Origin of the sequence: Mycobacterium rhizamassiliense, assembly GCF_900157375.1 — a bacterium.
GTDB lineage: Bacteria > Actinomycetota > Actinomycetes > Mycobacteriales > Mycobacteriaceae > Mycobacterium > Mycobacterium rhizamassiliense.
Genome location: NZ_LT721901.1, coordinates 1,909,871 through 1,922,416 on the forward strand (window position 1 = coordinate 1,909,871; position 12,546 = coordinate 1,922,416).

Here is a 12,546-nt window from a genome sequence, read left to right on the forward strand (position 1 = left end):
TGAAATATCAGATGCTAGGTTCCGAATATGGCTGATCGACGTAAAGACAAGATGTCCCTGGTCGCGTTCATGCAGGCCGGCAGCACCTCGGTGTACGCGGGCTCCTGGCGCCACCCGGCGACCGAGCACGGCTATCTGGACGCGTCCTACTACGCCAAGATCGGGCGCCAGCTCGAAGAGGGCTGCTTCGACCTGATGTTCTTCGACGACCGCCTGGCGATGCCGGGTGTGTACGGCGGTTCGGTGGCCGAGGCCGTGCATTACGGCGCACGCCCGGTGAAGCTGGACCTCAGCGTCGTGCTGGGCGTGCTGGCGCAGGCCACCTCGCGGATCGGGCTTGGCGCGACCTACTCGACCACCTACTACCAGCCGTTCCACGTCGCACGGACCTTCGCGACGCTCGACCACCTGTCCGGTGGGCGGGCGGCCTGGAACGTGGTCACCTCGGTCAACGACAGCGAGGCGCAGAACTTCGGTGTCGATGCGCACCTGGGGCACGACGAGCGCTACGACCGCGCCGACGAGTTCATGGACGTGGTCGCCGGCCTCTGGGACACCTGGGAGGATGGCGCGATCCTGCACGACCGGGCGGCGGGACACTACGCAGACCCGACCAAGGTCCACGAGCTCAACCATGTCGGACAGTTCTTCTCGGCGCGCGGGCCGCTGACCGTGCCGCGCACTCCGCAGGGCCGGCCGGTCATCATCCAGGCCGGCTCGTCCGGGCGGGGCCGTGAATTCGCCTCGCGCTGGGCCGAATTGATCTTCACCGGCGATCCCGGACTCGAGGTCGCGCGCGATCACTACGCCGACCAGAAGCAGCGCATCGCCGAGGCCGGGCGCGATCCTGCCGCTGTTCGCATCTGCCCGATGGCCTACGCTGTGGTGGGCGAATCCGAGGCACACGCCAAGGACCGCGAAGCACTATTCCTGAATGATCTGGTTGACCCCATGGCATCGCTGACACTGTTGTCGGAGCTGATGAATTACGACTTCGCGCAACACGATCTCGACGACCCGGTGACCGACGACCTCATCGCGTCGGTCTCCGGCATCCGCGGCTTGGTGCAGAACCTGCGCACGCACATCGGCGGGGACACCGTTACCGTGCGCGACCTCGCCGGCCACCGCGCCACCCTGCTGCAGGGCCCGCGCTTTGTCGGTACCGGCAAGCAGGTCGCCGACCAGATGGCGGACTGGTTCGAAAGCGGGGCCTGCGACGGGTTCGTCTTGGCCGCAACGCATCTACCCGGCGCATTCGAAGAGGTGGTCCGCCTGGTGGTGCCCGAATTGCAACGGCGCGGGCTGTTCCGCACCGAATACGAGTCCTCGACACTGCGGGGACACCTTGGGCTGCAACGCCCTTCGAACACACGGGTGCCTGCCGGTGCAAATGCTTGACGGTGTCCGAGTGCTCGACCTGGCGACCCTGGCGGCCGCCCCGCTGGTGGCGACCTATCTGGGCGAGTTCGGCGCCGACGTGATCAAGGTCGAAGACCCGCGCAACGGCGACCCGATCCGAGGTTGGGGCAACCAGCGCGAGGACGTCGGGCTGATGTGGAAGTCGTTGTCGCGCAACAAGCGGGCGATCACGTTGGACCTGCGCTGCGCCGAGGGCCAGGCGTTGGTGCGCCGGCTGGTCGAGCACGCCGACGTCGTCATCTTCAACACCCGTCCGCAGACCTTGCGCAAGTGGGGCCTGGACTACGAGAACCTGCGCGCGGTCAACGACCGGATCGTGATGCTGCACATCACCGGCTACGGGCTGACCGGGCCGAAGAGTGAACGCCCCGGCTTCGGCACGCTCGGCGAGGCGATGAGCGGGTTCGCCCACATCACCGGTCAGGCCGGTGGCCCACCGACGCTGCCGCCGTTCATGCTGGCCGACGGCGTCGCGTCGCTGAACGCCACCTACGCGGTGATGATGGCGCTCTACCACCGCGACGTGCACGGGGCGCCGGGGCAACTGATCGACGTCAACCTCATCGACCCGCTGGCGCGGCTGCTGGAGCAGACGCTGCTGGGCTACGACCAGCTGGGCCTGGTGCCCGAGCGGGCCGGTAACCGCTGGGACATCTCGGCGCCGCGCAACACGTACCAGACCGTCGACGGCAAGTGGCTGGCCATGTCCGGCAGCTCACCGGCCTTGGCGCTGCGGGTGTTTCGCGCGATCGGCCGCGACGACCTGCTGTCCGACCCCGACTTCTCCGACCCGCAGCGGCGGCTGGCGCGCGCCCGCGAAGTCGATGATGTCGTCGCGGAATGGGTTGCCACCAAGACGCTTTCGGAGGCGATGGAGGTCTTCGAGGCCCACGAGGTCGCGGCGGCCCCGGTGTACGACATCCGTGACCTCGTCGCCGACGAACAGTTGGTGCATCGCGAGGTGTTCGTCTCGGTCGAGGATCAGCAGCTGGGCCAGATGACGGTGCAAGCACCGGTTCCACGCTTCTCGTCGGCGTCCGGGACGGTCGGGCATCTCGGCCCCCGGCTCGGTGAGCACAACGACGAAATCTATGGCGAGCTACTCGGCTTGTCTCCCAACGACATTGACGATCTGCGCGCCCGCGGCGTGTTGTGACAGAAGGAACTCCCTCAACGTGACTGGTCTACTCCGTCGTTCCGAGCTCGCGGTGCCCGCCTGCAACGACAACATGTTCGAGAAGGGCGCCGGCTGCGGCGCGGATCTGGTGTTCCTCGACCTCGAGGATGCGACGCCCGCCGGCGTGAAGGTGGAATCGCGCGCCAAGGTCATCGCCGCGCTCAACGACATCGACTGGGGAGCCACCGCGCGCGCCATCCGGATCAACGGCCTGGACACGCAGTGGTGCCACGACGACATCATCGAGGTAGTCACGCAGGCCGGCGAGAACCTCGACACCATCATCATCCCGAAGGCCCTTCGGGCGCGCGACGTCTGGTGGGTCGACGTGCTGCTCACCCAGCTGGAGTCAAAGTTGGGACTGAGTAAGCAGATTCGGCTCGAGGTCCTCATCGAAGAGGTCGAAGGCCTGGCGAATGCGGAGGAGATCGCGGCGGCCAGCCCGCGGCTGGACGCGTTGATCTTCGGGGTTGGCGACTTCTCGCTGTCCCAGGGCGCAAGGGTGGACACCAACTTCGTCCCGCTCGGCGAATACCCCGGCGAATTCTGGGCTTACGCCCGCAACAAGGTGATCGTCGCGGCGCGCATCGCGGGCATCGACGCGATCGACGCGCCCTATCCCGATTACCGGGACCTGGAGGGTTACGAGCGCGACGCGCGGCGCGCGTCCCTGCTCGGCTACACCGGCAAGTGGGCGATCCATCCCGACCAGGTGCCCGTCGCCAACGGCGTCTACGCGCCGACCGCCGACGAGATCGCCCGCGCCGAGGCCAACGTTGCCGCCTACCGCGAGGCCGAGGCGAGGGGCCGTGGCGCGGTGGGCGTCAACGGCGTCCTGGTCGACGCCGCCCACGTCAAGCAGGCCCAACAGACTTTGGCGAGGGCGGCGCTGATCGACGGGAGCCGCTAGGCTCGGCTGGTGGCCAAGATCCTGTTCGTCGTAAGCGCAGCGAGTTACTGGACACTGAAGGACGGCACGCGGCACCCGACCGGCTATTGGGCCGAGGAATTCGCTGCCCCCTATCGCGCGGTCACCGGTGCGGGCCATGAAGTCGTGGTGGCAACGCCCCGCGGCACGGTGCCCTACGTGGACTCGATGAGCCTGCGGCCGGCGATGGCCGGCAGCGCCGAGATCGCCCTGGAGCTAGAAGAAATCCTGCGAACCGCCGAAGAGCTGCGCAGGCCAATAGAACTCGCCGACGCGCGCCTCGACGATTACGACGCTGTGTATTACCCCGGCGGACACGGCCCGATGGAAGACCTCTGGCGCGACGCCGATTCCGGCCGGCTGCTGATCGCCGCGCTCGCGTCGGGCAAGCCGTTGGCGATCGTCTGCCACGCACCCGTCGCCATCCTGGCGACCCGGCGCGACGGAAGATCGCCGTTCGAGGGCTACCGGGTCAGCGCGTTCACCAACGACGAAGAGGACGGCGTCGGACTCCGGGTGAAGGCACCGTGGACGGCCGAGGACGAACTGGTCAAGTTGGGCGTCGACTACGTGAAGGGCGAAACGTGGAAGCCCTTCACTGTCGTGGACCGCAATCTCTACACCGGCCAGAACCCCGCCTCCGCCGGGCCGCTCGCGGAGGAATTCCTCAAGGTGCTCAAGTAGCCGTCACGCTCCAGGCGCGACCGCGATCGACTTGGTGTCCAGGTAACCGTCGAGGCCTTCGGGACCCAGCTCGCGACCGTAGCCGCTGCCCTTGACGCCACCGAACGGCGCGAACGGATCCATCGTGTAGCCCTGGTTGATCCCGAGTGTGCCGGTGCGGATGCGCGCGGCGATCCCCAGCGCCCGGTCGGTATCGGCGGTCCACACCGATCCGGCCAGGCCGTAGTCGGAGTCGTTGGCCAGCGTCACCGCATCGTCGTCGTCGCGATAGGGAATGACGGTGATCACGGGTCCGAAGATCTCCTCGCGCGCGATCCGCATGCCGTTGTCGGCGGCCGCGAACAGCGTAGGCCGGACGTACCAGCCGCGGTCGAGTCCGTCGGGCATGCCGGTGCCGCCGAGCACCAACTTCGCCCCTTCGCGCTGGCCGATCTCGATGTAGTCGCGCACGCGGTGCTGCTGGCGTTGCGACACCAGCGGGCCCATCTGGGTGGCCGGGTCGCTGGGGTCACCGACCCGAATGCCGCTCATCTCCGCGGCCAGCGCGTCGACGTACTCGTCATGACGCGCTTCGGGCACCAGCACGCGGGTCAGCGCGTTGCAGATCTGACCGCTGTTGGACAGGCTGGCCGACCGCACCCCCGCGGCGACCTTCTCCGGCGCGGCGTCGTCGAGGACGATCGCCGCGGACTTGCCGCCGAGTTCCAGGCTGACCCTGGTGAGGTTGGCCCCGCAGGCCGCCGCCACGGCCCGGCCCGCCGCGGTCGATCCGGTGAACGAGATCTTGTCGATGCCGGGGTGGCCGACCAGCCGCTCGCCGACGTCGACGCCGCCCGGCACCACGCTGACGACGCCCGGGGGCAGGTCGATCTGGCTGAGCATCTCGGCCAAAAGCAGTGCATCCAAGGGGGATTCGGGCGCGGGCTTGAGGACGACGGTGCAGCCGGCCAGCAGCGCGGGCACCAGCTTGGTGACGATGAGGAACTGCGGCATGTTCCAGGGCACGATCGCACCGACGACGCCGACGGGTTCCTTGCGGACCTGCACCTCGGCGCCGAAGAAGCCGGTGCGGGCTTCCTGCCAGGGGTGCCGCTCGGCCAGGTCGCAGAACGCGCGCATCATCATCGCGGGCAGTCCGACCTGAGCGCGCTGCGCAAAGGTGATGGGGGCGCCGATCTCGGCGCTGATGGTCTGGGCCATGTCGGCGCGCCGCTGGTCGTACACGTCGGCCAGGCGGCGGATCGCGGCGATGCGGTCCGCGGGCTCGCTGCGGCCCCACGGCCCGGAGTCCAGCGCGGTGCGCGCGGCGCTCACCGCGGCGTCGACAGCGGCCGGTGTTGCCGCCGCGACCTGCGCGATGGGCTGCTCGGTGTGCGGTGAGATGACCTCGAAGTTGTGCTCCATCAGACCTTCCCGGCGCGGCAATATCAACTACTTGTGATTAACGGATCGAGGATATACCGTCGGCCAGACGGAGTCGTACGGACAGGAGCAGTCATGCCCAGATTCCCCAAGCCGCCGGAAGGCAGCTGGACGCAGCATTACCCCGAGCTGGGCACCGAGCCCGTTTCGTATCAGGACTCCATCAGCCCGGAGATCCACGACCTCGAGCGCGACGCCATCTTCAGGCGCGCGTGGCTGAATGTCGGCCGGGTGGAACAGATTCCGCGTAAGGGCAGCTACTTCACCAAAGAGCTGAAGGTCGTCAATACCTCAATTATCGTGGTACGCACGGCATCTGGCGAGGTCAAGGCTTATCACAACATCTGCCGCCATCGCGGCAACAAGTTGGTGTGGAACGACATGCCGCTCGAGGAGACCAGCGGCGTGTGTCGGCAGTTCACCTGCAAGTATCACGCCTGGCGCTACGACCTGGACGGCAACCTGACCTTCGTCCAGCAGGAGGAGGAGTTCTTCGACCTCGACAAGAGTCGCTTTGGGCTGGTGTCCGTGCACTGCGACGTGTGGGAAGGCTTCATCTTCGTCAACTTCGCCAAGACACCCGAGCAACCGCTGCGGGAGTTCCTAGGGCCGATGGTGCGCGGACTGGAGGGCTACCCCTTCGACAAGCTGACGTCACGCTTCTATTACCGCTCGCAGGTGAACGCGAACTGGAAGCTGTACATGGACGCGTTCCAGGAGTTCTATCACGCGCCGGTACTGCACGCGACCCAGTCGCCGACCGCGTATTCAAAGGCGGCGGCCGAGGCGGGTTTTGAGGCGCCACACTATCGCCTGGACGGTCCGCACCGGCTGGTCAGCACGTCGGGCATCCGGGCGTGGGAGATGGCCGACGAGATGCGCAAGCCTATCGAAGACATCTGCCAGAGCGGCCTGTTCGGGCCCTGGGACAAACAGGACCTGGGGGAGATGCCGCCGGGGCTGAATCCCGCGAAATGCGAGCCGTGGGGCCTGGATTCGTTCCAGGTCTTCCCCAACTTCGTGATCCTGTTCTGGGGCCAGGGCTGGTATCTGACCTACCACTACTGGCCGACGTCGTACAACAGCCACGTCTTCGAGGGCACGCTGTACTTCCCGCAGCCGCGCACCCCGCGTGAGCGCGTCGCGCAGGAACTGGCGGCGGTGACGTTCAAGGAATACGGGCTGCAGGACGCCAACACGCTCGAGGCCACTCAGTCGATGATCGAATCCCAGGTGCTCGACCGGTTCCTGCTCTGCGACCAGGAGATCCTGATCCGGCACCTGCACAAGGAGACCGCGGCGTGGATCGAGGACTATCGCCGCACCAGCAAGGCGGGAGTCTGATGTCTCCTTTGCTGCCAACCGAATTCGCCGACCTCGAGGCGTTTGCCCAGTGGTGCCTGCCGACCGAGCCGGAGCGATACGCCAAGCGGCTGGCCAGTTCGATGACGGAGATGAAGGCGTTCTACGACGCGATCACGCCGCGCGCCGAGGAAGCGCTGTCCTATTGCGACAAATTTCCGCTCGACGACCTGCCGGACGACGTCCTCAACCTGATGCACCTGCTGTACTCGATGATCATGGTGTCGTTCCCGGTGGAGTGCTGGAAGCAGCCGCGCGTGCCGGACTCGGGGGCCTCCACCCTGGACTGCGTGTCCGAGCCGGTTCCATGACGACCGTCCTGCGGGCGGCCCGCTGGGCCGACGTCGACACCGGTGAGGTCCTTTCGCCGGCGGTCGTGGTGATCGAGGGCAACCGCATCACGGACGTCAATCCCGAAGGGCCGGTCCCGGATTCGGCCGACGTCGTCGACCTCGGTGACGTCACGCTGCTGCCCGGGCTGATGGACATGGAGCTCAACCTGCTCATCGGTGGGCCCGGCGGTCCCGAGGGTCTGCCGTCTCCGATGCACGGCGTCCAGGACGACCCCGCGTACCGCACCCTGCGCGGCGCCGTCAATGCGCGCACCACGCTGGAGGCCGGCTTCACCACCGTGCGCAACCTCGGGCTGATGGTCAAGACCGGCGGCTATCTGCTCGACGTCGCGCTGCAGCGCGCCATCGACCAGGGCTGGCACGTCGGTCCGCGGGTGTATCCGGCCGGGCATGCCGTCACGCCCTACGGCGGGCACCTCGACCCGACGGTGTTCCAGCGCCTGGCGCCGGGGATCATGCCGCTGACGGTCGCCGAGGGCATCGCCAACGGTGTGCCCGACGTAATCGCGTGTGTGCGTTACCAGATTCGCCACGGCGCCAAGCTGATCAAGGTGTCGGCGTCGGGCGGGGTCATGTCACACAGCACCGCTCCTGGCGCCCAACAGTATTCGGATGCGGAGTTCGCCGCGATCGCCGACGAGGCCCACCGCGCCGGGGTGCGGGTCGCCGCGCACGCCGTCGGCGACTCGGCGATCCAGGCCTGCATCCGCGCCGGCATCGACTGCATCGAACACGGCTTCCTGGCCACCGACGAGACGATTCAGATGATGGTCGACCACGGCACGTTCCTGGTCTCCACCACCTGCCTGACCGACGTGATGGCGATCGACCGGATCGCGCCGGAACTGCGGAAGAAGGCAGAAGAGGTGTTCCCCCGCGCAAAAGCCATGCTGCCCAAGGCGATTGCCGCCGGCGTGCGGATCGCGTGTGGCTCCGACGCACCGGCGATTCCGCACGGGGACAACGCGAAGGAACTCGGGGCCCTGGTGGCGCGCGGCATGACGCCGATGCAAGCGATCCGGGCCGCCACGGTGGTGTCGGCCGAACTCATCGAGGCCGACCACGAGCTGGGCCGGCTCAAACCCGGCTACCTCGCCGACATCATCGCCGTGCCGGGGGACCCGTCCCGCGACATCGCGGCCACACTGGAGGTTTCCTTCGTGATGAAGGACGGCGAGATCTACAAATCGCCGGCTAGTTAGATCGGAGCGCAGGCATGGAGCTCGAGCTCACCGAAAACATCCTGTGGCTGCTCAAGCAGGCCTTCTACTTCTCGCTGACCACCGTGAACGACGCGGTCAGCGGCCACGGCGTCAGCACCGCCCAGATCGGTGTGCTGCGCCAGCTGTCCAACGAGCCCGGGCTGTCCGGGGCCGACCTCGCCCGGCGGCTGCTGATCACCCCGCAGGGGGTTCAGCTGGCCCTCACCGCGCTGGAGCGCCGCGGGCTGGTCGAGCGCAAGCCCGACCCACAGCACAAGCGCATCCTGCAGGCGTACCTGACCGATCACGGGCGCGACGTCGCGACCGAGGTGGTCAGCGATGCCGTGGCCGCGCACGACAAGGTGTTCGGCGTGCTCACCCCCGAAGAGCAGGAGACCCTGCGGGATCTGCTCGGCCGCGTGGTCGAGAAGGGCACCGGCCACCAGCTGTTCAAAGATCACGTGGGCAACTGACGTGGGCGAATGTCTAGTACTTGAGACCAATCGCAAGTAGTTGATACTCTGGCTGTTATGCAGGATTCCCGCGCGCTCTCGTACGCCGGCCCTGCGACCGACGCGGTCAAGGGTTTCGTGCCGCTGCAGGTCAAGCGGGTGATTCCGGAAACCGCCGACACCATCTCGCTCGTGTTGGACGTCCCCGAATCGCTGGCGGGGCTGTTCCGCTACCAGGCCGGGCAGCACCTCACGCTGTTGGTTGACGTGGGCGGACAACAGCTTCAGCGGTGTTACTCGATGTCGTCGTCGCCCGCGGCGGGCGAGGACCTGCGCATCACGGTCAAGCGTGATCGCGACGGCGTGGTGTCGAACTGGCTCAACGACACCGCGACGCCGGGCGCCGAGCTGCACGCCGCGCCCCCGCGGGGGCGGTTCGTCTTGCAGGACACCGATCGGACAGTCGTGGCGTTCGCCGGCGGCAGCGGCATCACGCCCGTGTTCTCGTTGCTGCGTTCTGCGTTGTCGTCGACCGGGCGCGACATCCGGCTGTTCTACGCCAACCGGAGCCGCGACTCGGTGATCTTCGACGCCGAGCTGGCGAAGCTGCACGACGGCGACCCGGCCCGGTTCACGCTGCGCCATCACGTCGACGAGGACAACGGGATCGTCACGGCCGCCGATGTCGACGCGTTCGTCGACGGGATCGCCGACGCCGACTTCTACATCTGCGGGCCGGGCCCGTTCATGGACACCGTGGAGTCCACGTTGCGCGCCGCGGGCGTGACTTCCGACCGGTTGCACCTGGAGCGGTTCGAGGCATCGCCGACGCCGTTGGTGCCGGCAGCCGACCCCGGCGACGTCGTCACCGAAGAGGTGACCATCCAGCTGGATCGGACTACTACCACGGTGGCCTACTCGTCGGGGGAGACCCTGCTGCAGACCGCCCGGATGGCGGGCCTATCGGCACCCTCGTCCTGCGAGGTAGGTTCGTGCGGAACGTGTATGGCCCGCTTGACCGAGGGTAGTGCCCGGATGCTGAACAACGATGCCCTTGAGGATGACGAAGTCCAGGACGGCTGGGTACTGACCTGTCAGGCCCTGCCGACGAGTCGCACGGTACGGGTGGTCTACGAATGAGCAAAGTCGCTTCCAGAGTCGCGGTCGTCACCGGCGGCGCGTCGGGCATGGGTGAGGCCACGTGTCACGAGCTCGCCAGGCGCGGCCTGAGCGTCGCCGTCCTCGACCTCAATGAGCAAGCGGCACAACGCGTTACCGAGGAAATGCGCGCGGGCGGGGCCACCGCCATCGGCGTCGGCGCCGACGTCACCGACCGGGCCGGCGTCGAGCAAGCATTCGCCAAGGTGCGCAGCGAGCTGGGGCCGGTGTCGGTCCTGGTGACCAGCGCCGGGATGTTCGGGTTTTCGCCGTTCGGGGAGATCACTGCCGAGAGCTGGTCGAAAATCATCGACGTCAACCTGACCGGAACCTTCCACTGCTGCCAGGTCGCGCTGCCGGACATGGTGGCCGCGAATTGGGGCCGGATCGTGATGATTTCGTCGTCCAGCGCCCAGCGCGGGTCACCCTTCGCCGCGCACTATGCGGCGTCCAAGGGTGGGGTCATCACGCTGACCAAGTCGTTGGCGCGCGAGTACGCCTCGTACGGCATCACCGTCAACAACATTCCGCCGTCGGGCATCGAAACCCCGATGCAGCACCAGGCGCAGGCGGACGGATTCCTGAAGTCCAACGAGGAGATCGCAAGCAACATCCCGCTGGGCTATTTGGGCACCGGGGCCGACATCGCGGCGGCCGTCGGGTTTTTGTGCTCCGAGGAGGCTCGCTTCATCACCGGTCAGGTGTTGGGCGTCAACGGCGGGGCCGTGATGTGACGTCGTGGTTTTGAAAAGCTTTCAGTTGCAAGGAGGTTCAGATGGTGCGAGAGGGTAGGCCCCCGGAAGGCTCGTGGACCGAGCACTATCCGGACCTGGGCACCGAGGCGATCTCGTTCGCCGACTCCACCTCCAAGGAGTTCTACGAGGACGAACGCGAGGCGGTCTTCAAGCGGGCGTGGCTCAACGTGGCCAGGATCGAGGAGCTGCCGCGGGTCGGCAGCTACGTCACCAAGGAGATCGAGGCCGCGCGGTGCTCCGTCATTCTGGTCAAGGGGCGCGACGAGCGGATCCGCGCCTTCTACAACGTCTGCCGTCACCGCGGAAACAAGTTGGTGTGGAACGACTTTCCCAACGAAGAGACCAGCGGGACATGCCGGCAGTTCACCTGCAAGTACCACGGCTGGCGCTACGGCCTCGACGGCACGCTGAACTTCGTGCAGCAGGAATCGGAGTTCTTCGGCCTCGATACGGCCGACTACGGGCTCAGCCCGGTGCAGTGCGACATCTGGAATGGCTTCATTTTCATCAACTTCGACCCCGAGCCGCGGCAGAGCCTGCGCGAGTTCCTGGGCCCGATGATCACCGGCCTGGACGGCTACCCCTTCGACAAGCTGACCGAACGCTACGACTGGGTGGCCCACAACAACAGCAACTGGAAGATCTTCGCCGACGCGTTCCAGGAGTACTACCACGTGCCGTCGCTGCACACCCAGCAGGTACCGCCGGAGGTGCGCGACCCCAAGGCCGGATTCACTTGTGGCCACTTCCAACTCGACGGGCCGCACCGCATGGTCTCGACGGCGGGCCGGCGCCGCTGGCTGCTACCGGACGAGTACATGTATCCGATCGAGCGGGCCACCAAGAGCGGGCTGGTCGGTCCCTGGCGCACCCCGGACATCGGCGAGCTACCGATGGCGGGGCTCAACCCGGGCGGCATCGAGCCGTGGGGAATCAGCAACTTCCAGATCTTCCCCAACATCGAGATATTGATCTACGGCGGTTGGTATCTGCTGTACCGGTACTGGCCGACCTCGCACAACACCCACCGGTTCGAGGCGTACACGTACTTCAGCCCGGCGCGCAACGTTCGCGAGCGCATCGAACACGAAGTCGCCGCCGTCGTCCTCAAGGAGTTCGCGCTGCAGGACGCCGGGATGCTCGGCGGCACCCAGGCCGCGCTGGAGTACGGCATCGTCGACGAGTTCCCGCTCAGCGACCAGGAGATCCTGGTGCGGCACCTGCACAAGGTGTCCGTCGACTGGGTCGAGGCGTATCGGCGGGAAAAGACGCCAACCCCCGCGGGGGTGTGAGCATGTCGGATGCGTTGCTGCCCACGGCTTTTGCCGAGCTGGAGAACCACGCGAAAGTCTGGTGCCTGGCCACCGAGACCGAACGCTGGAACGCGCGGATCTCCAGCAGCATGGCTGACATGCGCGCGTTCTACGACGCGTTCTTCCCGCGACTCGAAGAGGCCATCGACTACTGCGACAAGTTCGACCTTGACGACCTGCCCGACGATGCGCTCAACCTGTTGCATCTGATCTATTCGCTGATCATGGTCGCCATGGCGGTCGAGATCATGCACCAGCCCGCCCCGACCGACGCCGCCGACGCGGTGATGACCCGGACCGGCTGGCCGGTTCCCTAAC

Annotated in this window: 13 protein-coding genes; 12 read left to right on the forward strand and 1 reads right to left on the reverse strand. The window is 66.9% G+C overall.

All coding sequences use genetic code 11. The annotated features are described in order from the left end of the window. The first annotated feature begins 27 nt into the window (after window positions 1–27). Genes MRAB57_RS09230 through MRAB57_RS09245 form a run of 4 tightly spaced genes read left to right on the forward strand, consistent with a single transcriptional unit; the run spans window position 28 to window position 4,211 of the window. Window positions 28–1,401: an LLM class flavin-dependent oxidoreductase gene (locus MRAB57_RS09230; protein ID WP_077087292.1), complete on the forward strand. Its 1,374-nt coding sequence runs from the start codon at window positions 28–30 to the stop codon at window positions 1,399–1,401. Continuing rightward, window positions 1,394–2,578 (forward strand): CaiB/BaiF CoA transferase family protein, encoded by a 1,185-nt coding sequence (locus MRAB57_RS09235; protein ID WP_077087293.1) that lies wholly within the window; start codon window positions 1,394–1,396, stop codon window positions 2,576–2,578. The genes MRAB57_RS09230 and MRAB57_RS09235 overlap by 8 nt, the downstream gene beginning before the upstream one ends. Before the next feature lie 19 nt (window positions 2,579–2,597). Continuing rightward, window positions 2,598–3,509, forward strand: coding sequence for an HpcH/HpaI aldolase/citrate lyase family protein (locus tag MRAB57_RS09240; RefSeq protein ID WP_077087294.1), 912 nt, complete (start codon window positions 2,598–2,600; stop codon window positions 3,507–3,509). A gap of 9 nt (window positions 3,510–3,518) precedes the next feature. After that, a complete protein-coding gene (locus MRAB57_RS09245; RefSeq protein ID WP_173813923.1) occupies window positions 3,519–4,211 on the forward strand; it encodes a type 1 glutamine amidotransferase domain-containing protein in 693 nt (230 codons plus the stop codon). Between the two features lie 3 nt (window positions 4,212–4,214). Here the strand turns inward: MRAB57_RS09245 and MRAB57_RS09250 are convergent, their stop codons facing one another. After that, complete coding sequence (locus MRAB57_RS09250; RefSeq protein ID WP_077087296.1) at window positions 4,215–5,615, reverse strand: aldehyde dehydrogenase; 1,401 nt, start codon at window positions 5,613–5,615, stop codon at window positions 4,215–4,217. Between the two features lie 93 nt (window positions 5,616–5,708). Here MRAB57_RS09250 and MRAB57_RS09255 point away from each other — a divergent pair, with 93 nt between their 5' ends. From MRAB57_RS09255 to MRAB57_RS09290, 8 genes are read left to right on the forward strand one after another with little or no spacing between them, the layout of a single operon-like run. Continuing rightward, the gene (locus tag MRAB57_RS09255) at window positions 5,709–6,977 is read left to right on the forward strand and encodes an aromatic ring-hydroxylating oxygenase subunit alpha (protein ID WP_077087297.1); all 1,269 of its coding nucleotides are present in this window, start codon (window positions 5,709–5,711) and stop codon (window positions 6,975–6,977) included. Continuing rightward, window positions 6,977–7,306, forward strand: a complete 330-nt coding sequence (locus tag MRAB57_RS09260) for a hypothetical protein (protein WP_077087298.1) — start codon at window positions 6,977–6,979, stop codon at window positions 7,304–7,306. The genes MRAB57_RS09255 and MRAB57_RS09260 overlap by 1 nt, the downstream gene beginning before the upstream one ends. Beyond that, window positions 7,303–8,550, forward strand: coding sequence for a metal-dependent hydrolase family protein (locus MRAB57_RS09265; RefSeq protein WP_077087299.1), 1,248 nt, complete (start codon window positions 7,303–7,305; stop codon window positions 8,548–8,550). Before MRAB57_RS09260 ends, MRAB57_RS09265 begins: the two co-directional genes overlap by 4 nt. Before the next feature lie 14 nt (window positions 8,551–8,564). Next, complete coding sequence (locus MRAB57_RS09270) at window positions 8,565–9,023, forward strand: MarR family winged helix-turn-helix transcriptional regulator (protein WP_077087300.1); 459 nt, start codon at window positions 8,565–8,567, stop codon at window positions 9,021–9,023. A gap of 57 nt (window positions 9,024–9,080) precedes the next feature. Further along, complete coding sequence (locus MRAB57_RS09275; protein WP_077087301.1) at window positions 9,081–10,142, forward strand: ferredoxin--NADP reductase; 1,062 nt, start codon at window positions 9,081–9,083, stop codon at window positions 10,140–10,142. Further along, on the forward strand, window positions 10,139–10,894 hold the full coding sequence (locus tag MRAB57_RS09280; protein ID WP_077087302.1) for an SDR family NAD(P)-dependent oxidoreductase: 756 nt from the start codon (window positions 10,139–10,141) through the stop codon (window positions 10,892–10,894). Before MRAB57_RS09275 ends, MRAB57_RS09280 begins: the two co-directional genes overlap by 4 nt. Window positions 10,895–10,935: 41 nt before the next feature. After that, window positions 10,936–12,207 (forward strand): aromatic ring-hydroxylating oxygenase subunit alpha, encoded by a 1,272-nt coding sequence (locus MRAB57_RS09285; RefSeq protein ID WP_077087303.1) that lies wholly within the window; start codon window positions 10,936–10,938, stop codon window positions 12,205–12,207. A 2-nt stretch (window positions 12,208–12,209) separates the two neighbouring features. Further along, a complete protein-coding gene (locus MRAB57_RS09290) occupies window positions 12,210–12,545 on the forward strand; it encodes a hypothetical protein (RefSeq protein WP_077087304.1) in 336 nt (111 codons plus the stop codon). Window position 12,546: the final 1 nt, after the last annotated feature.

What these genes read in the sequence shown, in the direction of transcription:
- MRAB57_RS09230 (WP_077087292.1), top strand. Translation starts at nt 28, where the DNA reads ATGGCTGATCGACGTAAAGACAAGATGTCCCTGGTCGCGTTCATGCAG.
- MRAB57_RS09235 (WP_077087293.1), top strand. Translation starts at nt 1,394, where the DNA reads ATGCTTGACGGTGTCCGAGTGCTCGACCTGGCGACCCTGGCGGCCGCC.
- MRAB57_RS09250 (WP_077087296.1), bottom strand. Translation starts at nt 5,615, where the DNA reads ATGGAGCACAACTTCGAGGTCATCTCACCGCACACCGAGCAGCCCATC.
- MRAB57_RS09255 (WP_077087297.1), top strand. Translation starts at nt 5,709, where the DNA reads ATGCCCAGATTCCCCAAGCCGCCGGAAGGCAGCTGGACGCAGCATTAC.
- MRAB57_RS09260 (WP_077087298.1), top strand. Translation starts at nt 6,977, where the DNA reads ATGTCTCCTTTGCTGCCAACCGAATTCGCCGACCTCGAGGCGTTTGCC.
- MRAB57_RS09265 (WP_077087299.1), top strand. Translation starts at nt 7,303, where the DNA reads ATGACGACCGTCCTGCGGGCGGCCCGCTGGGCCGACGTCGACACCGGT.
- MRAB57_RS09270 (WP_077087300.1), top strand. Translation starts at nt 8,565, where the DNA reads ATGGAGCTCGAGCTCACCGAAAACATCCTGTGGCTGCTCAAGCAGGCC.
- MRAB57_RS09275 (WP_077087301.1), top strand. Translation starts at nt 9,081, where the DNA reads ATGCAGGATTCCCGCGCGCTCTCGTACGCCGGCCCTGCGACCGACGCG.
- MRAB57_RS09280 (WP_077087302.1), top strand. Translation starts at nt 10,139, where the DNA reads ATGAGCAAAGTCGCTTCCAGAGTCGCGGTCGTCACCGGCGGCGCGTCG.
- MRAB57_RS09285 (WP_077087303.1), top strand. Translation starts at nt 10,936, where the DNA reads ATGGTGCGAGAGGGTAGGCCCCCGGAAGGCTCGTGGACCGAGCACTAT.
- MRAB57_RS09290 (WP_077087304.1), top strand. Translation starts at nt 12,210, where the DNA reads ATGTCGGATGCGTTGCTGCCCACGGCTTTTGCCGAGCTGGAGAACCAC.